This window comes from Streptomyces sp. NPDC014676 (assembly GCF_043084105.1).
Classification (GTDB): domain Bacteria; phylum Actinomycetota; class Actinomycetes; order Streptomycetales; family Streptomycetaceae; genus Streptomyces.
The window spans coordinates 1-22,655 of sequence record NZ_JBIBZI010000017.1 but is presented as its reverse complement, the minus strand read 5'-3'; the positions used below and the strand labels follow the sequence as shown (position 1 = coordinate 22,655).

Here is a 22,655-nt window from a genome sequence, read left to right as displayed (position 1 = left end):
CTACGGTGGCGTCATGTCGGAGATCACGTACGTCCGGGGTGACGCCACCGTTCCGTCGGTGAAGGGCGTCAAGGTCATCGCCCACGTCTGCAACGACATCGGCGGGTGGGGGAAGGGCTTCGTCCTGGCCGTGTCGCGCCGCTGGCCCGAACCGGAGGCCGCCTACCGCGCCTGGCACCGCGACCGCGCCGCGAACGACTTCGGTCTGGGCGCGGTCCGGCTGGTCCAGGTCGAGCGGTACGTCTGGGTGGCCAACATGATCGGCCAGCGGGGCACACGGACGGGCAGCAAGGGCGTCCCCGTCCGCTACGAGGCGATCGACACCGCCCTCGGCCGCCTCGCCGACAGGGCGACGGAGCTGAACGCCTCCGTGCACATGCCCCGCATCGGCTGCGGCCTGGCCGGCGGCACGTGGTCCCGCGTCGAGCCGCTGATCACCGAGCGGCTGGTACGACGAGGGATACCGGTGACGGTGTACGACCACGGCGACTGAGCGGACCCGTCACCGCTCCCGCGCGTGAACCGGCGCGTCCCACCAGGCGTGATTTCGGCCACCGGTGACGTCATGAGGCGCCAACCGCCCTCTTCTGCACCCGAGTTCACCCCTGTACCGTCCCGCGCATGCCGAAACGCACGCGCTTCACGACCTGGAGACCGCTCGCGACGGCGGCCACCGCCGCCCTGACGGCCGCACTGCTCACCCCCACGGCCGCACACGCCGCGCCACCGCGCGAGAGCCTGCCCGTCCACTCCTACGACGACGCCGTCCGCGAGGCCGTCTGGGTGGACACCGGACTCGACGAGGACCGGGACGGACGCACCGACCGGGTCGCCGTCGACATCGTCCGGCCCCGCGAACCCGCGCAGCGGGGCCGGAAGGTCCCCGTCATCATGGACGCCAGCCCGTACTACTCCTGCTGCGGGCGCGGCAACGAGAGCCAGAAGAAGACCTACGACGCGAACGGCGACGTCGTCCGGATGCCGCTGTTCTACGACAACTACTTCGTGCCGCGCGGCTACGCCGTCGTCGGCGTCGACCTGGCCGGAACCAACCGGTCCGACGGCTGTGTGGACGTCGGGGGCCGCTCCGACATCCAGTCCGCGAAGGCGGTCGTCGACTGGCTCAACGGCCGCGGCAGGGCGTACACCACCCGCACCGGCACCGAACGGGCCCGGGTCGACTGGACCGACGGCCGCACCGGCATGATCGGCAAGAGCTGGGACGGCACCATCGCCAACGGCGTCGCCGCCACCGGCGTCGAGGGCCTGGAGACCATCGTCCCGATCGCCGCGATCTCCTCCTGGTACGACTACTACTTCACCCAGGGCGCCCCGCTCTACGGCTCCGGCCCCGACTGGCTGTCCCAGTACGTCGAGACACCCGAGGCCCGCGACCGGTGCGACGAGGTCCAGCGCGAACTCGTCGAGGGCGCCCCGCGCACCGGCGACCTGACACCCCTGTGGACCGAACGCGACTACACGCGCGCCGCGAAGAAGGTGAAGGCCAGCGTCTTCCTGGTGCACGGCATGCAGGACCTCAACGTACGGATGCAGCACGTCGGCCCCTGGTGGGACGCCCTCGCGAAGAACGGCGTCGAACGCAAGATCTGGCTCTCCCGGACCGGCCACGTCGACCCCTTCGACTTCCGCCGCGCCGAGTGGGTCGACACCCTGCACCGCTGGTTCGACCACGAACTCCTCGGCTACGACAACGGCATCGACCGCGAGCCCGTGGCCGACATCGAACGCAGCCCCGACCAGTGGGTGACCTCGAAGAGCTGGCCGCCGCGCGGCACGCACACCACGACCCTGCGCCCCGCACGGGGCACCGAGGCCGGCGTCGGCACCCTCGGCCTGAGCAAGGGCAGGGGGACCGAGGCCTTCACCGACGACCCGCGGCTGAGCGAGACCGACTGGGCCGCCCGCGTCGACACCCCGACCCCGGACAAGGCCGGCTTCGTCACCGGCCCGCTCACCCGCGACCTGCGCCTGTCCGGCGCCTCCCGGGTCACCGTCACCGCCACCCCCAGCACACCCACGGCCCACCTCTCCGCCGTACTCGTGGACCTCGGCCCCGACACCATCCGTGACTACGCCGCCGACGGGGAAGGCGTCACCACCCTCCCCGAGCGCACCTGCTGGGGCGCGAGCACCGCGGGCGACAGCTCCTGCTTCCAGGAGACCCGCGCCACGACCACCGACGTCGAGCACACGATCGTCAGCCGTGGCTGGGCCGACCTCGGCCACCACGCCGACGACGGCGAGGGCGAGCCGCTCACCCCCGGCAAGCGGTACACCATCACCCTCGACCTCGCGGCCACCGACCACGTCGTCCCCGAGGGCCACCGCCTGGCACTGATCGTCGCCGGCACCGACCGGGGCCTGATCGACCCCCCGGCCGACACCCCGACGCTCACCCTCGACCTGGCCCGTACCTCCGCACGGGTGCCGTTCGTCGGCGGAACGGCCGCCTTCGCCCGCGCCACGGCGGGCTCGCACACCACGGCCCCGGACACCGTCCTGGACGGCGTGGACCGACCGGACGTCACCGCCCACCGCGTCCCCGGGGAGGCCGGCACATCGCGCTGAGTAGGTGAGTTTTGCGCCAAAGGTGGTAGGGGCGTAGCGGGAGGAGCGTTCTCCGCCCCACGGCTCTGAGGAAAGGTGCCGCCTGTGACGCAGAACCAGCACAGCGACAAGGACGACACGGCGGGCCCGCTGCCGGGTTCGGAAGCGGGCCTGCCGGGCCGGGGGCGCCCGCGGACCGACCGGGTGGTGTTCGGCGTCACGGCCGTACTCACCCTCGCGTTCGTGCTGTGGGGCGCCATCGGGACGGACTCGCTCGAGGACGCCTCCACCACCCTGCTCGGCGGGCTGATGCACAACGGCGGCTGGGCGTTCATGCTGGCCGCCTCCGGCTTCGTCGTCTTCGCCCTCTGGCTGGCGGCCGGCCGCTACGGCCGGATCCACCTCGGTGCCGAGGGCGAGGAACCGGAGTTCCGCACGGTGTCGTGGGTCGCCATGATGTTCAGCGCCGGCATGGGCATCGGCCTGATGTTCTGGGGCGTGAGCGAACCGCTGGCGCACTACACGACGCCCCCGCCGGGCACCAGCCCGGCCGACTCGGGCGATCGCATGGAGATCGCCATGGCGACCACCCTCTTCCACTGGACGCTCCACCCGTGGGCGATCTACGCGGTCGTCGGCCTCGCCATCGCCTACAGCACCTTCCGCAGGCGCCGCCGTCAGACCATCAGCGCCGTGTTCACCCCGCTCATCGGGGAGAGGCACGCGGACGGCGTCGGCGGCCGGGTCATCGACGTGCTCGCCATCATCGCGACGGTCTTCGGCTCCGCGGCCTCGCTCGGCCTCGGCGCGCTGCAGATCGGCTCCGGGGTGGAGCAGCTCGACTGGATGGACAAGGTCAGCACCGGACTGCTGGTCGGCATCATCGCGGTGCTGACCGTGGCGTTCGTGGCCTCCGCGGTCTCCGGTGTGGAGAAGGGCATCCAGTGGCTGTCCAACACCAACATGGTGCTGGCGCTGATCCTCGCCGTGTTCGTGTTCGCCGCGGGCCCGACCATCCTCGTCCTGGACCTGCTGCCGACCTCGGTCTTCGCCTACCTCGGCGACCTGCCCGAGCTGGCCGGCCGCACCGAGATCAGCGGGGGCGAGGGCGTCGCCGACTGGCTGGGCAGCTGGACCGTCTTCTACTGGGCCTGGTGGATCTCCTGGACGCCCTTCGTCGGCATGTTCATCGCCCGCATCAGCCGGGGCCGGACCATCCGCCAGTTCATCGGCGGAGTCATCCTGGTCCCCAGCACGGTCAGCCTGGTCTGGTTCGCGGTCTTCGGCGGCTCGGCGATGAGGCTCCAGGAGCAGAACCGGCTCGGCGACGAGACGACCCCCGAGGGCCGGCTCTTCGCCGTGCTCCAGGAGTACCCCGTCGCCACCGTCACCAGCCTGCTGGTGATGATCCTCGTCGGCATCTTCTTCGTCTCGGGGGCCGACGCGGCCTCCATCGTGATGGGCACCCTCTCGCAGAGGGGCGCGCTCGAACCCAGCCGCTGGGCGGTGGTCTTCTGGGGCGTGGTCACCGGCGCGGTGGCGGCGATCATGCTGCTGGTCGGCAGCGGCCAGGGCGACGCGCTGACCGGCCTGCAGAACCTCACGATCCTCGCGGCGGCCCCGTTCGTCGTCGTGATGCTCCTCATGTGCGTGGCACTCATGCGCGACCTGCGCCGCGACCCGCTCATCGTGCGGGGCGAGATGGGCTCCGAGGCGGTGGAACTCGCGGTCATCGAGGGCCACAGGAAATACGACGGCGAATTCGAGCTCCGCGTGGGCCCGGGCCGCGGCCCGGACGTGGAGGGCGACCCCATCGGCAAGCACTGACCCGGCCCTCCGGCCCCGCGCGACCGGCCCCACGCCGATCCGCGCCCGCCCGTGCCGCCCGCTCGACCGGGGCGGCACGGGCGGCACGGGCGGCACCCTGCGAACGCCAGTGGGCCGGTCACCGCCCGGCCGGGTCCAGGGGGCGGCACGGGCGGGCGCCAATGGGCCCCTCGCCCTCTCCGCCCCGGTCGAACGGGCGGCACGAAGCGGAACAGCTCATGCCGTGCTCAGGTCACCCTCCGGATGGGAATACTCACCGCATGTCTGCCGAGTACGCGACCTTCGGCCTGGCACCGGCGACGAGAGCCGGTGGACTCCTCGCCGACGGTGACCACCAAGTCCACCGGGACTTCGTCGACTTCGTCGTCGACGGATGTCCGCTGCTCTTCCGTCTCTCCGACCTGGACGCCGTCTCGCCGCTCGCCTCCGACGTCCCGCTCTCCCTCTTCGCCGCCCAGGTCCGGAGCCTGCTGCTGGAGACCGAGGCCCCGCTGCCCGCCGGCCGGTACATCGTCTACGGCTGCCCCGAGTGCGAGGACCTCGCCTGCGGCGCGGTGACCGCGGTCATCGAACGGGACGGCGAGGACGTCATCTGGCGCGACTTCGCCTGGCAGACCGACGAGCACGCCGACCTGGAGCTCAACGGCTACCACGGCCTGGGCCCGTTCCGCTTCCAGGGCACCGCATACCGTACGGCCCTCGCCTCCCTCCTCGACGGCGCCGTCCCCGGCGCCCGCCGCCGGGTCCTGCTGATCGGCGCCCGCGTCGCCCTGCTCGCCCGGCTCGCCGCGGCCCTGCGCACCATCGGCATCGGCGCCGACATCGCCCCCGACGCCGACGGCGTCCCCGCCGACGAACTGCGCGGCTACGGCGCCGTGGTCTTCGGCCGGTCGGTGAGCGACGGTGAACGCGACGCCGTCCGCCGCGCCTTCGCCGACGCCGGCGTCGACGTGCCCTGCGTCGACGGCTTCGCCCCCGTCGTCCCGCTCCTCGTCGCCCAGACCGAACAGGCCCTGGAAAGCGGCCCGCAAGGACGGCGCCGCCTGACGGAACTCACCGCCGCCGGCGACACCGCGGAGCTGGAGGTCACCTCGTCCTGCCGGGTCCGGCTCACCGCGTACCGGATCGACCGCCTCTCCCGCACCCACACCCGGGACCTCTTCGACGGCGTGCTCGAACCCGGCCGCCACCGCGTCCCGCTGGACGGCAGGGCGGTGAGGGGCGAGGCGTACCTGGTCGCGCGCACCGGTGGGACGGTACGGGTGACGCGGGTGGCGCGGTGAGAACCGGGGCGCGACCGGGCGCGCGCGGCCATTAGGATCGGCGGTCTGATGACTGCCACCCTCGTCGCCAAGAACCTCGCCGCCGGGCACGGCGACCGCTCCCTGTTCACCGGCCTCGACCTCGTCGTCGCGCCCGGCGACGTGATCGGTCTGGTCGGTGCCAACGGCGCGGGCAAGTCCACGCTGCTGCGCCTGCTCGCCGGCCTCACCGCACCGGAACAGGGCGAGCTGCGCCTCTCCCCGCCCACCGCGACCGTCGGGCACCTCCCGCAGGAACCGGAGCGCCGGCCCGGCGAGAGCGTACGGGCGTTCCTGGCCCGCCGTACCGGTGTCGCCGAGGCCCAGCGGACCATGGACGAGGCGACCCAGGCCCTGGTCGACGGCGCGCCGGGCGCGGACGACGCGTACGCCACCAGCCTGGAGCGCTGGCTGTCCCTGGGCGGAGCCGACCTCGACGAGCGCGCCGAGGAGGTCGCCGACTCCCTCGGCCTGGCCGTCGGCCTGGACCAGCCGATGACCTCGCTCTCCGGTGGCCAGGCGGCCCGTGCCGGGCTCGCCTCCCTCCTCCTCTCCCGCTATGACGTCTTCCTCCTCGACGAGCCGACCAACGACCTCGACCTGGACGGCCTGGAACGCCTCGAACGCTTCGTGACCGGCCTGCGCGCCGGCACGGTCGTCGTCAGCCACGACCGCGAGTTCCTCACCCGCACGGTCACCAAGGTCCTCGAACTCGACCTGGCCCAACGGCGGATCAACCTCTACGGCGGTGGCTACGAGGCCTATCTGGAGGAGCGGGACGTGGCCCGCCGGCACGCCCGCGACGAGTACGAGGAGTACGCCGACAAGAAGGCCGCGCTCCAGGACCGGGCCCAGACGCAGCGCGCCTGGATGGACAAGGGCGTGAAGAACGCGCGCCGCAAGGCCGGCAACGACAACGACAAGATCGGCCGCAAGTTCCGCAGCGAGGCCAGCGAGAAGCAGGCCGCGAAGGCGCGTCAGACGCAGCGCATGATCGAACGCCTGGAGGTGGTCGAGGAGCCGCGCAAGGAGTGGGAGCTGCGCATGGAGATCGCGTCGGCCCCCCGCTCGGGCGCGGTCGTCGCCACTCTCCGGGACGCCGAGGTCCGGCGCGGCGACTTCACCCTCGGTCCGGTGTCCCTGCAGATCGACTGGGCGGACCGGGTGGCCGTCACGGGCGCCAACGGCGCCGGCAAGTCCACCCTGCTCGGCGCCCTCCTGGGCCGCGTCCCGCTCGACGCCGGGCACGCCGCCCTGGGCTCGGGCGTACTCCTCGGCGAGGTCGACCAGGCCCGCGCGCTGTTCCACGGCCCCGAAGCCCTGCTCGACGCGTTCCGCCCGGCGGTCCCCGACCTGGACCCGGCCGACATCCGTACGCTCCTGGCCAAGTTCGGCCTCAAGGCGGACCACGTCATGCGCCCGGCGGCCACCCTCTCGCCGGGCGAACGGACGAGGGCCGCCCTGGCCCTCCTCCAGGGCAGGGGCGTCAACCTCCTGATCCTCGACGAGCCGACCAACCACCTGGACCTGCCGGCCATCGAACAACTCGAATCAGCCCTGAACACCTACCAGGGCACCCTCCTCCTGATCACCCACGACCGCCGCATGCTCGACGCGGTGAGGGTGACCAGACGCCTGGAGGTAACGGACGGCAAGGTGACGGAGACCCCCGCGTAGCTGCGGGCAGCTCTGCGCCACTCCGCGGGCAGTCGTGCCTCCCCCAGTGCCTTAAGGGCCTGGGAGGTACCCCCAGGGCGGCACGGGTGGGCGCTGGGGGTACCTCCCTCTGGGGGAGGCACCCGGCAAGCGCCGGCCGGCGAAACCCACACCCGTCCAGCCCCAGCGGGCGTGCGCCTACGCCAACCCGGCCCGCCGCAACGCGTCAGCCATCGCCCCGCCGGCCGGAGAGGGCGCAGCAGCCTGCCCCTTCCCTCCGGAGGAACGCCGCTGCTTCGGCGGCCGGCCCCCCTGCCGCTCCCCGCGCTGCCCCCGCTGCTCCCCCTGAGGCGCGGCCTCGTCGTCCAGCCGCAGCGTCAGCGCGATCCTCTTCCGCGGAAGATCGACATCAAGCACCTTCACCTTGACGATGTCCCCCGGCTTCACCACGTCCCGGGGATCCTTCACGAACGTCTTCGACATGGCCGACACGTGCACCAGTCCGTCCTGGTGCACACCGACGTCCACGAACGCCCCGAACGCGGCCACGTTCGTCACGACACCCTCCAGCACCATCCCGGAGGCCAGGTCGGAGATCTTCTCCACCCCCTCCTTGAAGGCAGCCGTCCTGAACGCCGGCCGAGGGTCCCGCCCCGGCTTCTCCAGCTCCTTCAGGATGTCGCCCACGGTCGGCAGACCGAACTTCTCGTCCACGAAGTCCTCGGCCCGCAGCGACCGCAGCACCGCCGTGTTCCCGATCAGCGCGGCGACCTCCGCCCCGGAGGACTTCACCATCCGCCGCACCACCGGATACGCCTCCGGGTGCACACTGGACGCGTCCAGCGGATCGTCACCGCCGCGGATCCGCAGGAAGCCCGCACACTGCTCGTACGCCTTCGGGCCGAGCCGCGCCACCTTCTTCAGCTCGCTCCGCGACCGGAACGGACCGTTGCCGTCCCGGTGCGCCACGATGTTCTCGGCGAGCCCGGACGTGATGCCGGAGACCCGTGCCAGCAGCGGCGCCGACGCGGTGTTGACGTCCACACCCACGCCGTTCACACAGTCCTCCACCACCGCGTCCAGCGAACGCGACAGCTTCACCTCGGACAGGTCGTGCTGGTACTGGCCGACGCCGATCGACTTCGGGTCGATCTTCACCAGTTCGGCCAGCGGGTCCTGGAGCCGGCGCGCGATCGACACCGCGCCGCGCAGCGACACGTCCATGTCGGGCAGTTCCTGGGAGGCGAAGGCGGAGGCCGAGTACACGGAGGCGCCCGCCTCGGACACCATCACCTTGGTCAGCTTCAGCTCGGGGTGCCTGGTGATGAGTTCACCGGCGAGCTTGTCGGTCTCACGGGACGCCGTGCCGTTGCCGATCGCGATCAGCTCGACCGCGTGCTCCTTCGCCAGCCGCGCCAGCTTCGCGATCGCCTCGTCCCACCGGTTGGCCGGAACATGCGGATGGATGACGTCCGTGGCGACGACCTTGCCGGTCGCGTCCACCACGGCGACCTTCACACCCGTACGGAAACCGGGGTCGAGGCCCAGCGTCGCGCGCGTGCCGGCGGGGGCGGCGAGCAGCAGGTCGCGCAGGTTGGCCGCGAAGACCCGCACCGCCTCGTCCTCGGCCGCCGTCCGCAGCCGCAGCCGCAGATCGATGCCGAGGTGCACCAGGATGCGCGTACGCCAGGCCCAGCGGACCGTGTCGCCCAGCCACTTGTCGGCCGGACGCCCCTGCTGGGAGATCCCGAACCGGCCGGCGACGATCCCCTCGTACGACGACGGGCCGTCCACCGGCTCCTCCGGCTCCAGGACGAGGTCGAGGACCTCCTCCTTCTCGCCGCGCAGCATCGCCAGGATCCGGTGCGAGGGCAGGTCGGTGAACGGCTCGGCGAAGTCGAAGTAGTCGGAGAACTTCGCCCCCGCCTCCTCCTTGCCGTCGCGCACCTTCGCGACCAGCCGCCCGCGCACCCACATGCGCTCGCGCAGCTCGCCGATCAGGTCGGCGTCCTCGGAGAACCGCTCGGTGAGGATCGCCCGCGCGCCGTCCAGGGCGGCCTGCGGGTCGGCGACGCCCTTGCCGGCGTCCACGAACGCGGCGGCCGCGGCGAGGGGCTCGACGCCCGGATCGGCGAGCAGCCCCTCCGCCAGCGGCTCGAGCCCCGCCTCACGCGCGATCTGCGCCTTGGTGCGCCGCTTGGGCTTGTACGGCAGGTAGATGTCCTCCAGGCGCGCCTTGGTCTCCGCGCCCCGGATCCGCGCCTCGAGTTCGTCCGTGAGCTTGCCCTGCTCGCGCACCGACTCCAGGATCGCCGTCCGGCGCTCCTCCAGCTCCCGCAGATAGCGCAGCCGCTCCTCGAGCGTGCGCAGCTGCGCGTCGTCGAGCATCTCGGTCGCTTCCTTGCGGTAGCGGGCGATGAAGGGCACGGTCGAACCGCCGTCGAGCAGCTCCACCGCGGCCTTGACCTGCCGCTCCCGTACGCCGAGCTCCTCGGCGATCCTGCCTTCGATGGACCCTGTCAGGGGTGTCGTCACGTTCCCGTACCGCCTTCTCCACTGAGGTTGCGCGGCAATTGTGGCAGGTGGTGCCGACAATCGGGGATCAGGGCGGCGACTCGCCCGGGGACCGCACGGGCGGCGTCAGGCGCGGCGGCCCCGGGCGGTGGACGAGGCCCCGCCGAACAGCCTGGCGAGCGCCCGGAACGGCAGGGTCACTACGGTGGCGATGGCTCCGCCGATCTGGCGCAGGACATCCGCGATGGCACGCAGCACGTGTCTCTCCTTTCGTCTCCCGGCCCCGTCGGCCGGGTCTGACTGCGTGTACCTCGTCAACGCTTCCACATGCACACCGCCCCGGTCCGGGCATGGCAGGAAAGGTGGGGAACCCGTCGTTGCGGCCATGCCGGGTACCGCCAAGAATCGACGGCATGGCGCAGCGAACCGTTCTCGTCGTTCTCTTCGACGGCGTGCAGAGCCTCGATGTCACCGGCCCCGTGGAGGTCTTCGCGGGCGCCGAGCAGCACACCCCGGGGACGTACCGGCTGAGCACCGCCTCGCTGGACGGCGCTCCCGTACGCACGACCAGCGGGCTGACCGTCGTACCGGACGGGGCGCTGGCCGACGCGCCGGAGCCGCACACGCTGCTCGTGCCCGGCGGCCGGGGCACCCGCCGGCCCGACCCGCGGCTGACCGACTGGCTGCGCCGGCACGGGCCGCGTGCCGAGCGGCTGGTCTCCGTCTGCACGGGGGCGGCCCTGCTCGCCGGGGCCGGGCTGCTGGACGGCCGTCGCGCCACCACGCACTGGGCCTACTGCGACACGCTGGCCCGCAACCACCCGGCCGTCGAGGTCGACCCGGACCCCATCTACGTCCGGGACGGCCGGGTCGCCACCTCCGCCGGCGTCACCTCGGGCATCGACCTCGCGCTCGCCCTGGTCGAGGAGGACCTCGGCCGCCAGGCCGCGCTCACCGTGGCCCGGCACCTGGTGGTGTTCCTGCGCAGGCCCGGGAACCAGGCCCAGTTCAGCGCCCAGCTCGCCGCCCAGACCGCGCGGCGCGCACCGCTGCGCGATGTGCAGCAGTGGATCACCGAGCACCCCGGCGCCGATCTGAGCGTCGAGGCCCTCGCGGCCCGCGCGGCCCTCTCCCCGCGGCACTTCGCCCGCGCCTTCCACACCGAGACCGGTATGACACCGGGCCGCTACGTCGACCGGGTACGTCTCGAACACGCCCGCCGCCTGCTGGAGGACAGCGCCGACGGCGTCGAGGAGATCTCCCGCGCCAGCGGCTACGGCACCCCCGAGGCGATGCGCCGCGCCTTCGTCCGGACCCTCGGAACCTCACCGGCGGAGTACCGCCGCCGCTTCCGGCCCGCGCCCGACCCCGCACCCGCCCACACCTGAAAGGCCACCGATGCAGATCGCCATCGTCCTCTTCGACCGCTTCACCGCCCTCGACGCGGTGGGCCCCTACGAGACCCTCGGCCGTCTCCCGGACGCGCGGACCGTGTTCGTCGCCGAGCGGACCGGACCCGTGCGCACCGACACCGGCGCGCTGGCGATCACCGCCGACAAGACCCTGGACGAGGTACCGCGTCCGGACATCGTGGTCGTCCCCGGCGGCCCCGGCCAGACGCCCCAGATGGAGAACGGCACGCTGCTGGACTGGCTGCGCGCCGCCGACGCGACCAGCACCTGGACGACGTCCGTGTGCACCGGATCCCTGCTGCTGGCCGCGGCCGGACTCCTCCAGGGGCGCCGGGCCACCTCCCACTGGCTCGCGCTCGACCACCTGAAGCGGTACGGCGCCGAGCCGACCGGGGAACGGGTGGTGACCGACGGCAAGTACGTCACCGCGGCGGGTGTCTCCTCCGGCATCGACATGGGGCTCACCCTGCTCGGCCGGATCGCCGGCGACGAACACGCCCGGGCCGTCCAGCTGCTCACCGAGTACGACCCGCAGCCGCCCTACGACGCCGGCTCCCCGCAGAAGGCGCCCGCGCACCTCGTCGAGGAGTTCCGGTCGAAGAGCCGCTTCATCCTGACGTAGAGACGCTCCAGGTGAAGCCGGGCGGCCGGCGCTCCAGGAACGCGGCGACGCCCTCCGCGGCGTCGCCGCTCTCCGCGGCCCGCTCGCTCCAGTACGCGTCCCGGTCGGTGCGGCCGTCCGCGAACTCCTTCGCCGCCGCCTGCGTCAGCCGCGACCGGGACGCCAGGATCCGGGTGAACTCCGCGACCCGCCCGTCCAGTTCGCCCCCGGGCAGCACCTCGTCCACCAGGCCGGTGCGCAGCGCCCGCCCGGCGTCGATCAACTCACCCGAGAACAGCAGGTACTTGGCGGTGGCCGGGCCGACCAGGGAGACCAGCCGCCGGGTCGCGGAGGCCGGGTAGACGATGCCGAGCTTCGCCGGGGTCACCCCGAACCGCGCCCCCTCCTCGGCGAACCGCAGATCACAGGCGGCCGCGAGCTGTGCCCCGCCGCCCACGCAGTGCCCGCGGACCGCCGCCAGGGTCGGCTTGGGAAAGGCGGCGAGCGCCTCCTCCGCCGCCACGGCCAGCCGCTGCGCCTCGAGCGGCGACCCCCGGAGCGTGGAGATGTCGGCGCCGGCGCAGAACGTCCCGCCCTCACCGGTGAGCACCAGCACCCGTACGTCCGGATCGGCCGCCAGCGTTTCCAGCAGCGGCGGCAGGGAACCCCACATCGCGGCCGTCATGGCGTTGCGCTTCTCCGGATGGCGGACGACGACCGTGGCGACGTGCCCGGTGACGCCGTGCAGCAGCTGGGGCTCCATGCGCCGGATGCTATCCGCCCCGGTCGGAGCCCCGGCCGACAGGGCTCCGCCCGGCGGACGGCGGAGACCGGGACGAGAGGGAACGGGAGCGAGGAGGCAGTCATGGCCAAGTCCACCACGCCCCAGGGCGAGGCCGCGAAACTGAGCCGCGGTTTCGGCTGGCTCGCCGTGCTCGGCGTGATCCTGGTCGTCGCGGGCCTGGTCGGCCTGATCTACACCGGCCTCGCCACCCTGACCTCGATGGTGCTGTTCGGCTGGCTGCTGCTGATCGGCGGCCTGGTCGGACTGCTGCACGCCGTCCAGGCGCGGCACACCAACTTCTTCTGGCTCGGCGTGGTCGTCGCGGCCCTGAACATCGCGGCCGGCGCGGTCGTCCTGAGGACACCGGAGGCCGCGGCCGAGGCGCTCACCATGTTCGCCGCGCTGCTGTTCCTCACCGGCGGGGTGTTCCGCCTCGTCGGCAGCCTGGTGGTGCGCGGGCCGCAGTTCGGCTGGACGCTGGTGCAGGGCGCCTTCGGGCTGCTCCTGGGCATCCTGGTGCTGGCCACCTGGCCCAGCAGCAGCCAGTACGTCATCGGTACGTTCTTCTCCCTCTCCCTGCTCTTCGACGGGCTCGGCCTGATCGCCACCGGCTACGGCGGACGCCGGATCGTCGGCATGGTCTCCGACCGGCTGGCCGGCGAGAAGGAGGCCACGACGCGGGCACCGGGGGAGGAGCCGCACGGCGGTGATCACCGGGCCGCCAAACCCGTACAACCCGAATAGTTCGCCGACCCGGCACAGGACGGACCGGAACGGTCCCGCGAGCGACCGGGGCATACGCGGACGGTCGGAAACGCTCGATATCCGCTGACTTCTGTTCAGGGGCGGGGAGCGGGGCCGAGGGGCCCAACACTCGACGTGTGGTGACAATCGAGCGTGAGAGCGGCGATCCGCTGCCGTACGAAGGTGTCTGGCGATTCACCGCCCCGGCCGTCGACGCCTCGGTCCCGCAGGCCCGTCACGCCGTGCGGGACCTGCTGCTGCGCCAGGGAGTCCCGGCCGCGGACGACATCGTGCAGGGACTGCTGCTGATCGTCTCCGAGCTGGTCACCAACGCCGTACGGCACGCGGCGCTGCTGTCCCCGACGCTCGCCGTCGAGGTCGCCGTCGGCGCCGAGTGGGTCCGGGTGTCCGTGGAGGACAACCACCCCTACCGGCCCACCGCCCTGGAGACCGACCACGGCCGCACCGGCGGCCGCGGCCTGCTCCTGGTGCGGGAGATCACCCGCGAGGCGGGGGGGATGTGCGACGTCGAGCACACCGCCACCGGCGGCAAGGTGATCTGGGCCGCCCTGCCGCTCAAGCCCGCGGGGATCTCTTAGATCTCCCGGTTCACCAGCCCGCCGACGGCCCCGTCAGTTCGCGGACCGCCGGGCGGGCCGCGTCCAGGACGGTCGGGAACCAGGCCGAGAAGGTGTCCTCCGCGTGCCGCTCCGCCAGCTCCGCCGGGGTCACGAACGCGGTGGTCGCCACCTCCCGCGGGTCCGGCCGCGGCGGCGACTGCACCATGCCGACGAAGAGGTGGTTGTACTCCTGCTCCACCAGGCCCGAGGCCGGGTCCGGGTGGTTGTAGCGGACCGTGCCGGCCTCGGCGAGCAGCGACGGCGAGACGCCCAGCTCCTCGAAGGTCCGCCGGGCCGCCGCCGCGAACGGCGCCTCACCGGGGTAGGGGTGACCGCAGCAGGTGTTGGACCACACACCGGGGGAGTGGTACTTGCCCAGCGCCCGCTGCTGGAGCAGCAGCCGCCCGCGCTCGTCGAACAGGAACACCGAGAACGCCCGGTGGAGCCGCCCCGGCGGCTGGTGGGCGGCGAGCTTCTCCGCCGTGCCGGTCGTCACGCCGTCCTCGTCGACCAGTTCCAGCAAAATCGGCTCGGCGGCGCCGTTCGACGGGCTGTTCGTCGCGGTGGCAGGTGTGATCGGCATACCCATCCTTCACTCGGTCTTCGCGCCCCAGTCTGCCGCACGAATCCGGCACTCCCGGCACTCCCGGACGCACCCGCATGTCCCCGGGGCGCCCGCACGGGGGCGGAAGACCGCGCACTCCGGCGCGTCGGCGCGCGGCGGCGCGCACGGACCGGCCCTAATGGCACAGACGCGCCTCGTGCTCCGCGTGCCCGCCGGGCTCCAGCTGGAAGGTGCAGTGCTCCACGTCGAAGTGGACGCCCAGGCAGTTCTGCAGCTCGTGCAGCATCTTCTCGTGCCCGATGCTGTTCAGGACGTCGGAGCTGACGACGACGTGCGCGGAGAGCACCGGCATCCCCGAGGTGATCGTCCAGGCGTGCAGGTCGTGCACGTCCTCCACACCGTCGGTGGCGAGGATGTGCTCCCGCACCTGAACCATGTCCACGCCCTTGGGCGCCGCCTCCAGCAGGACGTCCAGGGTCTCGCGCAGCAGCTTCACGGCGCGGGGCACGATCATCAGCGCGATCAGCAGCGAGGCGATCGGGTCGGCGGCCGTCCAGCCGGTGGTCAGGATCACCAGCGCGGACAGCATCACCGCGACCGAGCCGAGCGCGTCCGCCGCCACCTCCAGGAAGGCGCCGCGCACGTTCAGGCTCTCCTTCCGCCCGCGCATCAGCAGGGACAGCGACACCAGGTTCGCGACCAGGCCGATCGCGCCGAACACCAGCGCCAGGCCGCCCCTGGTGTCGGCCGGGGTGACGAACCGCTCGATCGCCTCGTACAGCACGTAGCCGCCGACACCGAGCAGCAGCACACAGTTGGCCAGGGCGGCGAGGATCTCCGCGCGGGCGAGGCCGAAGGTGCGGTGCTCGCTCGGCGGGTGGCTCGCGAAGTGGATCGCGAGCAACGCCATGCCCAGGCCCAGGCCGTCCGTCGCCATGTGGGCCGCGTCCGTGACCAGCGCGAGCGAGTCGGCCAGCACACCGCCGACGACCTGGACCACCATGACACCGAGCGTGATCGCCAGCGCCACCCGCAGCCTGCCGCGGTACGCCGCACTCGCGGTACCGCCGGCGGGCGCGCCGTGCGCATGCCCGTGGTCGTGCCCAGCCCCCATGAAACGACCCCTTCCCGTGACCCCGTCCGGGTCACAGTGAACTACGGGGAGGGGGTATCCGCAACGCGGCACTGAACACCGTTGTCATCTGCTCTGACCTGCACAAACGATCCGCAGGTCAGGCGGCGGGCCGAGGTCGCCCGCCGCTCAGCGGCCCCGGTGCAGCAGCCATCCCCGCCACGCCGACTCGATCATCTCCCGCACCGAGTGCCGGGCGGTCCAGCCGAGCCGCTCGGCCGCACGGGCGGCCGACGCCACCGCGCGGGGCGCGTCGCCGGGGCGGCGGCCCTCGACGAGCGGGGCCCGGGTGTCGCCGGTGACCTCGCCGATGACCGTGATCAGCTCGCGCACCGAGACGCCCTCGCCGCGGCCGATGTTCACCGTCAGGTCCCCCGAGAGGTCCCCCTCGGACAGCCTCCGGGCCGCCGCCAGGTGCGCCTGAGCCAGATCGGCCACGTGGATGTAGTCACGGACGCACGTGCCGTCCGGCGTCGGGTAGTCGTCGCCGAAGATGCGCGGGGCCTCGTCGCGGGTGAGCCGGTCGAAGACCATCGGCACGATGTTGAAGACACCGGTGTCGGCCAGCTCCGGCACCGCGGCCCCCGCCACGTTGAAGTAGCGCAGGCACACCGTGTCGATGCCGTGCGCCCGGCCCGCCGCCCGGACCAGCCACTCGCCGGCGAGCTTGGTCTCGCCGTAGGGGTTCGCCGGGGCGCAGGGGGCGTCCTCCGTGATGAGGTCCACACCGGGATCGCCGTACACGGCCGCGGACGAGGAGAAGACGAAGCGCCCGATCCCGGCGTCGGCGACGGCGTCCAGGAGCGTCCCGAGGCCTCCCAGGTTCTCCCGGTAGTACGTGGTCGGGTGCGCCACGGACTCGGCGGGCTGCTTGCGCGCGGCGAGGTGGACCACTCCCGTCACCCCGTGTTCCGCGCACACCCGCTTCAGCAGCTCGCCGTCCAGCGACGATCCCCTGACCAGCGGGACGTCGGCGGGGAGCCGCGCCGGTACCCCGGCCGAGAGGTCGTCCAGCGCCACGACCCGCTCCCCGGCACCGGTCATGGCCCGCGCCACATGTGCCCCGATGTAACCGGCTCCGCCGGTGATCAGCCATGTCATGGTCGTCCACCCTATGCCGAACGGACCCGGCGGTCCCCGATGTGCTGAATCGGGTCGAATGCCCGTTCTGGTACGGCGGTTTGTGGGCCGGGCCCCGCATCACCGATGATGATCGCGGCCGAGGTGCGGACGAACCCTGCAGATCCGCCCGTCGAACAGGCGGTGAACACGGGCTTCCGGGCATCCGATAACCTCTGCCGACATGCCGCCCGGAGGTACCGCACGGGCGCCTCATCGTGTACATGACCGGCGTCGACGCGTCGGCACCCAGGGAGTGAGATTCGGTTGTCGACCGCCATCCTCACCGGCCAGCCGGTCCCCGGTTCGTCACTCGAGGGCGACCTGCGCTCCCTCGGCTTCGACGTGCGGACCGCGTCCGGTATCACCGAGGCCGCGGCCCTGCTCGCCGGGGTGCCCGCGGGACAGCGGGTCGCCGTGGTCGACGCCCGCTTCGTGGGCCACGCGCACGCGCTGCGCCTCGGCCTCACCGACCCCCGCTTCCCGCTCTCCGCGATCCCCGGCGCCGTCACCGCCCAGCCGGCCGGCCGCCAGGCCCTGATCCGCGCGATGACCCGCGAGGACTCCGCGGAGCCGGCCGGCGGCACCACCCTGGTCGACAGCCTCGCCGACCGCGTCGTCGCGGCCCTCGACGCCGAGGGCGCCGACGTGCACCGTCCCGAGCTCGGCAGCCTCGTCGCCACCGTCCCCGGCGACCCCCAGACCCGCAACGAGGCCCGGCAGGCCGTCGCCGCCGTCGACGACGAGGCCGTACGCCTGAAGTCGGCCGTCAAGGCCCGCGACGGCTTCTTCACCACCTACTTCATCAGCCCGTACTCGCGCTACATCGCCCGCTGGTGCGCCCGCCGCGGACTGACCCCCAACCAGGTCACCACCGCGTCCCTGATCACCGCGCTCATAGCCGCCGGATGCGCCGCGACCGGCACCCGCGGCGGCTTCGTCGCCGCCGGCGTGCTGCTCCTCGCCTCCTTCGTGCTGGACTGCACCGACGGCCAGCTCGCCCGCTACTCCCTGCAGTACTCCACCCTCGGCGCCTGGCTCGACGCCACCTTCGACCGCGCCAAGGAGTACGCCTACTACGCGGGCCTCGCCCTCGGGGCCGCCCGCGGCGGCGACGACGTATGGGCCCTCGCCCTCGGCGCGATGGTCCTGCAGACCTGCCGGCACGTCGTGGACTTCTCCTTCAACGAGGCCAACCACGACGCCACCGCCAACACGAGCCCCACCGCCGCCCTCTCCGACAGACTCGACAGCGTCGGCTGGACGGTCTGGCTGCGCCGCATGATCGTCCTGCCGATCGGCGAACGCTGGGCGATGATCGCCGTCCTCACGGCCGTCACCACCCCCCGGATCACCTTCTACGCCCTGCTCGTCGGCTGCGCCTTCGCCGCGACGTACACCACCGCCGGCCGGGTCCTGCGCTCGCTGACCCGCAAGGCGAAGCGGACCGACCGGGCGGCACAGGCGCTGGCGGACCTGGCGGACAGCGGACCGCTGGTCGAGCTGCTGGGCCGCTCGTGGGCCCGTGTCAACGTCCTCGCCGCGGCCATCGGTGCTGTCGTGGTGGCGGGCTCCGCCGTCCTCTGGGGCGCCGGCTGGCAGACCGTCGTCGGCGCCGTCGTCTACGTACTCTTCTCCGCCGGCGCCGTCGGCCGCCCCCTCAAGGGCGCCCTCGACTGGCTCGTCCCCCCTGTCTTCCGCGCCGCCGAGTACGGCACCGTCCTCGCACTGGCGGCGAAAGCGGACGTGAACGGAGCCCTTCCCGCGGCCTACGGCCTGGTGGCCGCGGTCGCCTACCATCACTACGACACGGTCTACCGCATCCGCGGCAACGCGGGCGCGTCCCCGCGCTGGCTGGTGCGGGCGATCGGGGGACACGAGGGCCGCACCCTGGTGGTCGCCGTCCTGGCGGCACTGCTCACCGCCTCACAGTTCACGGTCGCGCTCACGGTCCTCGCCGTGGCCGTGGCCCTGGTGGTGCTCGTCGAGAGCATCCGCTTCTGGGCGTCCTCCGGGGCGCCCGCCGTACACGATGAAGGAGAACCCGCATGATCGGCCTCGTGCTGGCGGCCGGCGCCGGACGGCGTCTGCGCCCCTACACCGACAGCCTTCCCAAGGCGCTGGTGCCGGTGGGGCCCGCGGGTATAGAGGGCGAGCCGACGGTCCTGGACCTCACCCTCGGCAACTTCGCCGAGATCGGCCTGACCGAGGTCGCGGTCATCGTCGGTTACCGCAAGGAGGCCGTCTACGAGCGCAAGGCCGCCCTGGAGGCGAAGTACGGCCTCGAGCTCACCCTCATCGACAACGACAAGGCCGAGGAGTGGAACAACGCCTACTCCCTGTGGTGCGGCCGTGACGCCCTCAAGGACGGCGTGATCCTCGCCAACGGCGACACCGTGCACCCGGTCTCCGTGGAGAAGACCCTGCTCGCCGCCCGCGGCGAGGGCAGGAAAATCATCCTCGCCCTCGACACGGTCAAGCGGCTCGCCGACGAGGAGATGAAGGTCGTCGTCGACCCCGCCCAGGGCATGACGAGGATCACCAAGCTGATGGACCCCGCCGAGGCCACCGGCGAGTACATCGGCGTCACCCTCATCGAGGGCGACGCCGCCGGCGAGCTCGCCGACGCGCTGAAGACCGTCTGGGAGACCGACCCGCAGCAGTTCTACGAGCACGGCTACCAGGAACTGGTGAACCGCGGCTTCCGGATCGATGTGGCGCCGATCGGCGACGTCGCGTGGGTGGAGATCGACAACCACGACGACCTCGCCCGCGGACGGGAGATCGCGTGCCAGTACTGACCCGGCTGATCCCCTCGCCGGTCGTCGTGGACATCCGCCCGGGTGCCCTCGACGACCTGGCCTGCGTCCTCGCCGACGAGCGCATCTCGCAGTCCGGCCGGCTCGCCATCGCCGTCAGCGGCGGCTCGGGCGCCCGGCTGCGCGAGCGGATCGCGCCCTCGCTGCCCGGCGCCGACTGGTACGAGGTCGACGGCGGCACCATCGACGACGCGGTCCGGCTGGCGAGCGGCATAAAGGGCGGCCGCTACGACGCGGTCGTCGGCCTCGGCGGCGGGAAGATCATCGACTGCGCCAAGTTCGCGGCGGCGCGCGTCGGCCTGCCCCTGGTCGCCGTCGCCACCAACCTCGCGCACGACGGCCTCTGCTCGCCGGTCGCCACCCTCGACAACGACGCGGGCCGCGGCTCCTACGGCGTACCGAACCCGATCGCGGTCGTCATCGACCTCAACGTCATCCGTGAGGCCCCGGTCCGCTTCGTACGGTCCGGCATCGGCGACGCCGTCTCCAACATCTCCGCGGTCGCCGACTGGGAACTCGCCCACCGCGTCAACGGGGAGAAGATCGACGGCCTGGCCGCCGCCATGGCCCGGCAGGCCGGCGAGGCGGTGCTGCGGCACCCGGGCGGAGTCGGCGACGACGGCTTCCTCCAGGTGCTGGCCGAGGCACTGGTCCTCACCGGCATCGCCATGTCCGTGTCGGGCGACTCCCGCCCCTCCTCCGGCGCCTGCCACGAGATCAACCACGCCTTCGACCTGCTCCACCCCAAGCGGGCCGCCGCCCACGGCGAGCAGTGCGGACTGGGCGCCGCCTTCGCGATGTACCTGCGCGGTGCCCACGAGGAATCGGCCGCCATGGCCGAGGTGCTCCGCCGGCACGGGCTTCCGGTGCTGCCGGAGGAGATCGGATTCACCGTGGACGAATTCGTCCGGGTCGTCGAGTTCGCCCCGGAGACCCGCCCCGGCCGCTTCACCATCCTCGAACATCTCGACCTGAAGACCGAACAGATCAAGGACGTCTACGCCGACTATGTCAAGGCCATCGGTAGCTGAACTCCGTCCGGTCGTCCACCCCCCGGGGGTCAAGGACCGGCGCAGCGGTGAGCACTGGATGGGGCGCCTCTACATGCGCGAGGTGTCCCTGCGGGTGGACCGCTACCTGGTGAACACCAGGGTCACGCCCAACCAGCTCACGTACCTGATGACCGTCTGCGGTGTCCTCGCGGCCCCGGCGCTGCTGGTGCCGGGGATCACGGGGGCCGTCCTCGGCGTGGTCGCCGTCCAGCTCTACCTGCTGCTGGACTGCGTCGACGGCGAGATAGCGCGCTGGCGGAAGCAGTACTCGCTCGGCGGCGTCTACCTCGACCGGGTCGGCGCCTACCTCACCGACGCGGCCGTCCTGGTCGGCCTCGGCCTGCGCGCCGCCGACCCGTTCGGCGGCGGACGGATCGACTGGCTCTGGGCCTTCCTCGGCACCCTGGCCGCCCTCGGCGCGATCCTGATCAAGGCCGAGACCGACCTCGTCGGCGTCGCCCGCCACCAGAACGGGCTGCCGCCGGTGAAGGAGGCCGCCGCCGAGATGCGCTCCTCCGGCATGGCGCTGGCCCGCCGGGCCGCCGCCGCGTTCAAGTTCCACCGCCTCATCCTCGGCATCGAGGCGTCCCTGCTGATCCTGGTCCTCGCGATCGCGGACGCGGTCCAGGGCGACCTGTTCTTCACCCGCCTGGGCACCGCCGTCCTGGCCGGCATCGCCCTGCTGCAGACCCTGCTGCACCTGGTGTCCGTCCTCGCCTCCAGCAGGCTGAAGTGAGCGCCGGCATGAAGGTCGGCGCGGTGATCATCACCATGGGCAACCGCCCCGACGAGCTGCGCGCCCTGCTGGACTCGGTCGCCAAGCAGGACGGCGACCCGGTCCAGGTGGTCGTCGTCGGCAACGGTTCGCCCGTCCCCGAGGTCCCCGAGGGCGTGCGCACCGTCGAACTCCCGGAGAACCTCGGCATCCCCGGCGGCCGCAACGTCGGCATCGAGGCCTTCGGTCCCGGCGGCACCGACGTCGACATCCTGCTCTTCCTCGACGACGACGGCCTGCTCGCCGGCCACGACACCGCCGAGCTGTGCCGCGAGGCCTTCGCGGCCGATCCGGCGCTCGGCATCATCAGCTTCCGCATCGCCGACCCGGAGACCGGGGTCACCCAGCGCCGCCACGTGCCCCGGCTGCGCGCCTCCGACCCGATGCGCTCCTCCCGCGTCACCACCTTCCTCGGCGGCGCCAACGCCGTACGCACCAAGGTCCTCGCCGAGGTCGGCGGGCTGCCGGACGAGTTCTTCTACGCCCATGAGGAGACCGACCTGGCCTGGCGGGCCCTCGACGCCGGCTGGATGATCGACTACCGGTCCGACATGGTGCTGTACCACCCGGCCACCGCCCCCTCGCGGCACGCGGTCTACCACCGCATGGTCGCCCGCAACCGGGTCTGGCTGGCCCGCCGCAACCTTCCCGCGCCCCTGGTCCCGGTCTACCTGGGCGTCTGGATGCTCCTCACCCTGCTGCGCCGGCCCTCGCGCCCCGCGCTGAAGGCGTGGTTCGGCGGTTTCCGGGAGGGCTGGGCCACCCCCTGCGGACCCCGCCGGCCCATGAAGTGGCGTACGGTGTGGCGGCTGACCCGACTGGGCCGGCCCCCCGTCATCTGACAAGCTCGTATCCGGGAACATCGGGGCCGTACCCAGGCTCTCCGGCTCATGCCAGGCCCGCCCGCGGGCCGCGCATCTCGAGGACGAAAGTTTTCCACCAGTGAGTGAGACCACGCACGACGGCAGGGTCGCGGTCACCGCGCCCGTGCCGCCCGACGAAGGCCTGACGGCGGACCGGCTCGCCGCCAAGTACGGGCTGTCCGTCAGCGGCGCCCGGCCGTCCCTGCGCGAGTACGTCCGTCAGCTCTGGGACCGGCGGCACTTCATCCTCGCCTTCTCCCGGGCGAAGCTGACCGCCCAGTACAGCCAGGCCAAGCTCGGCCA

20 protein-coding genes and 1 pseudogene are annotated in these 22,655 nt (G+C 72.6%); 15 read left to right on the top strand and 6 right to left on the bottom strand.

The annotated features are described in order from the left end of the window. The first annotated feature begins 13 nt into the window (after positions 1-13). The 5 genes from ACF1DX_RS33320 to ACF1DX_RS33300 all read left to right on the top strand — a co-directional run bounded on the left by ACF1DX_RS33320 (position 14) and on the right by ACF1DX_RS33300 (position 7,373). On the top strand, positions 14-493 hold the full coding sequence (locus ACF1DX_RS33320; RefSeq protein ID WP_391794895.1) for a macro domain-containing protein: 480 nt from the start codon (positions 14-16) through the stop codon (positions 491-493). 128 nt (positions 494-621) lie between these two features. Continuing rightward, positions 622-2,589 carry a Xaa-Pro dipeptidyl-peptidase gene (locus ACF1DX_RS33315; RefSeq protein WP_391794894.1) on the top strand — a complete coding sequence of 656 codons (1,968 nt, stop codon included), beginning with the start codon at positions 622-624 and terminating at the stop codon, positions 2,587-2,589. 84 nt (positions 2,590-2,673) lie between these two features. After that, positions 2,674-4,395, top strand: coding sequence for a BCCT family transporter (locus tag ACF1DX_RS33310; RefSeq protein WP_391794893.1), 1,722 nt, complete (start codon positions 2,674-2,676; stop codon positions 4,393-4,395). Positions 4,396-4,655: 260 nt separating this feature from the next. Then, positions 4,656-5,678, top strand: a complete 1,023-nt coding sequence (locus tag ACF1DX_RS33305; RefSeq protein ID WP_391794892.1) for an oxidoreductase — start codon at positions 4,656-4,658, stop codon at positions 5,676-5,678. Positions 5,679-5,726: 48 nt separating this feature from the next. Then, a complete protein-coding gene (locus tag ACF1DX_RS33300) occupies positions 5,727-7,373 on the top strand; it encodes an ABC-F family ATP-binding cassette domain-containing protein (RefSeq protein WP_391794891.1) in 1,647 nt (548 codons plus the stop codon). 177 nt (positions 7,374-7,550) lie between these two features. On the opposite strand, the gene ACF1DX_RS33295 is transcribed toward ACF1DX_RS33300, so the two are convergent. Beyond that, positions 7,551-9,887: a Tex family protein gene (locus ACF1DX_RS33295; protein WP_391794890.1), complete on the bottom strand. Its 2,337-nt coding sequence runs from the start codon at positions 9,885-9,887 to the stop codon at positions 7,551-7,553. A gap of 105 nt (positions 9,888-9,992) precedes the next feature. Continuing rightward, a complete protein-coding gene (locus ACF1DX_RS33290; protein WP_267883264.1) occupies positions 9,993-10,124 on the bottom strand; it encodes an LPFR motif small protein in 132 nt (43 codons plus the stop codon). Between the two features lie 155 nt (positions 10,125-10,279). Between ACF1DX_RS33290 and ACF1DX_RS33285 the strand changes: the two genes are divergently transcribed. Next, positions 10,280-11,254 (top strand): GlxA family transcriptional regulator, encoded by a 975-nt coding sequence (locus ACF1DX_RS33285; protein WP_391794889.1) that lies wholly within the window; start codon positions 10,280-10,282, stop codon positions 11,252-11,254. Between the two features lie 10 nt (positions 11,255-11,264). Further along, on the top strand, positions 11,265-11,900 hold the full coding sequence (locus ACF1DX_RS33280) for a DJ-1/PfpI family protein (protein ID WP_391794888.1): 636 nt from the start codon (positions 11,265-11,267) through the stop codon (positions 11,898-11,900). Here the strand turns inward: ACF1DX_RS33280 and ACF1DX_RS33275 are convergent. Beyond that, entirely contained in the window at positions 11,887-12,642 is a 756-nt protein-coding gene (locus ACF1DX_RS33275; protein ID WP_391794887.1) for an enoyl-CoA hydratase/isomerase family protein, read from the bottom strand. The genes ACF1DX_RS33280 and ACF1DX_RS33275 overlap by 14 nt on opposite strands. A 102-nt stretch (positions 12,643-12,744) precedes the next feature. On the opposite strand from ACF1DX_RS33275, the gene ACF1DX_RS33270 reads away from it, so the two are divergent. Together ACF1DX_RS33270 and ACF1DX_RS33265 are read left to right on the top strand one after the other, a co-directional pair. Continuing rightward, positions 12,745-13,407: an HdeD family acid-resistance protein gene (locus ACF1DX_RS33270; RefSeq protein WP_391794886.1), complete on the top strand. Its 663-nt coding sequence runs from the start codon at positions 12,745-12,747 to the stop codon at positions 13,405-13,407. 137 nt (positions 13,408-13,544) lie between these two features. Then, positions 13,545-14,006, top strand: coding sequence for an ATP-binding protein (locus ACF1DX_RS33265; protein ID WP_391794885.1), 462 nt, complete (start codon positions 13,545-13,547; stop codon positions 14,004-14,006). 10 nt (positions 14,007-14,016) lie between these two features. On the opposite strand, the gene idi is transcribed toward ACF1DX_RS33265, so the two are convergent. The 3 genes from idi to galE form a co-directional block, all read right to left on the bottom strand. Continuing rightward, positions 14,017-14,610 carry an isopentenyl-diphosphate Delta-isomerase gene (gene idi / locus ACF1DX_RS33260; RefSeq protein WP_391794884.1) on the bottom strand — a complete coding sequence of 198 codons (594 nt, stop codon included), beginning with the start codon at positions 14,608-14,610 and terminating at the stop codon, positions 14,017-14,019. 157 nt (positions 14,611-14,767) lie between these two features. Further along, entirely contained in the window at positions 14,768-15,706 is a 939-nt protein-coding gene (locus ACF1DX_RS33255) for a cation diffusion facilitator family transporter (protein ID WP_391794883.1), read from the bottom strand. A gap of 147 nt (positions 15,707-15,853) precedes the next feature. Then, positions 15,854-16,825, bottom strand: a complete 972-nt coding sequence (gene galE / locus ACF1DX_RS33250) for a UDP-glucose 4-epimerase GalE (protein WP_391794882.1) — start codon at positions 16,823-16,825, stop codon at positions 15,854-15,856. Between the two features lie 285 nt (positions 16,826-17,110). Between galE and ACF1DX_RS33245 the strand changes: the two genes are divergently transcribed. The 6 genes and pseudogenes from ACF1DX_RS33245 to ACF1DX_RS33220 form a co-directional block, all read left to right on the top strand. After that, complete coding sequence (locus ACF1DX_RS33245; RefSeq protein WP_391794881.1) at positions 17,111-18,895, top strand: DUF5941 domain-containing protein; 1,785 nt, start codon at positions 17,111-17,113, stop codon at positions 18,893-18,895. Beyond that, positions 18,892-19,644: a sugar phosphate nucleotidyltransferase gene (locus ACF1DX_RS33240; RefSeq protein ID WP_391794880.1), complete on the top strand. Its 753-nt coding sequence runs from the start codon at positions 18,892-18,894 to the stop codon at positions 19,642-19,644. The genes ACF1DX_RS33245 and ACF1DX_RS33240 overlap by 4 nt, the downstream gene beginning before the upstream one ends. Further along, entirely contained in the window at positions 19,632-20,693 is a 1,062-nt protein-coding gene (locus ACF1DX_RS33235) for an iron-containing alcohol dehydrogenase family protein (protein ID WP_391794879.1), read from the top strand. The genes ACF1DX_RS33240 and ACF1DX_RS33235 overlap by 13 nt, the downstream gene beginning before the upstream one ends. Further along, on the top strand, positions 20,671-21,450 hold the full coding sequence (locus tag ACF1DX_RS33230) for a CDP-alcohol phosphatidyltransferase family protein (RefSeq protein ID WP_391794878.1): 780 nt from the start codon (positions 20,671-20,673) through the stop codon (positions 21,448-21,450). Before ACF1DX_RS33235 ends, ACF1DX_RS33230 begins: the two co-directional genes overlap by 23 nt. An 8-nt stretch (positions 21,451-21,458) precedes the next feature. After that, positions 21,459-22,331: a glycosyltransferase family 2 protein gene (locus ACF1DX_RS33225; RefSeq protein WP_391795017.1), complete on the top strand. Its 873-nt coding sequence runs from the start codon at positions 21,459-21,461 to the stop codon at positions 22,329-22,331. 100 nt (positions 22,332-22,431) lie between these two features. Beyond that, a pseudogene (locus ACF1DX_RS33220) lies at positions 22,432-22,655 on the top strand (ABC transporter permease); the annotation flags it as partial.

Bases quoted from the DNA above. Each gene is read 5' to 3' on its own strand.
- ACF1DX_RS33320 (WP_391794895.1), top strand. From the start codon at position 14: ATGTCGGAGATCACGTACGTCCGGGGTGACGCCACCGTTCCGTCGGTG.
- ACF1DX_RS33315 (WP_391794894.1), top strand. From the start codon at position 622: ATGCCGAAACGCACGCGCTTCACGACCTGGAGACCGCTCGCGACGGCG.
- ACF1DX_RS33305 (WP_391794892.1), top strand. From the start codon at position 4,656: ATGTCTGCCGAGTACGCGACCTTCGGCCTGGCACCGGCGACGAGAGCC.
- ACF1DX_RS33300 (WP_391794891.1), top strand. From the start codon at position 5,727: ATGACTGCCACCCTCGTCGCCAAGAACCTCGCCGCCGGGCACGGCGAC.
- ACF1DX_RS33285 (WP_391794889.1), top strand. From the start codon at position 10,280: ATGGCGCAGCGAACCGTTCTCGTCGTTCTCTTCGACGGCGTGCAGAGC.
- ACF1DX_RS33280 (WP_391794888.1), top strand. From the start codon at position 11,265: ATGCAGATCGCCATCGTCCTCTTCGACCGCTTCACCGCCCTCGACGCG.
- ACF1DX_RS33275 (WP_391794887.1), bottom strand. From the start codon at position 12,642: ATGGAGCCCCAGCTGCTGCACGGCGTCACCGGGCACGTCGCCACGGTC.
- ACF1DX_RS33270 (WP_391794886.1), top strand. From the start codon at position 12,745: ATGGCCAAGTCCACCACGCCCCAGGGCGAGGCCGCGAAACTGAGCCGC.
- idi (WP_391794884.1), bottom strand. From the start codon at position 14,610: ATGCCGATCACACCTGCCACCGCGACGAACAGCCCGTCGAACGGCGCC.
- ACF1DX_RS33255 (WP_391794883.1), bottom strand. From the start codon at position 15,706: ATGGGGGCTGGGCACGACCACGGGCATGCGCACGGCGCGCCCGCCGGC.
- galE (WP_391794882.1), bottom strand. From the start codon at position 16,825: ATGACATGGCTGATCACCGGCGGAGCCGGTTACATCGGGGCACATGTG.
- ACF1DX_RS33240 (WP_391794880.1), top strand. From the start codon at position 18,892: ATGATCGGCCTCGTGCTGGCGGCCGGCGCCGGACGGCGTCTGCGCCCC.
- ACF1DX_RS33230 (WP_391794878.1), top strand. From the start codon at position 20,671: ATGTCAAGGCCATCGGTAGCTGAACTCCGTCCGGTCGTCCACCCCCCG.
- ACF1DX_RS33225 (WP_391795017.1), top strand. From the start codon at position 21,459: ATGAAGGTCGGCGCGGTGATCATCACCATGGGCAACCGCCCCGACGAG.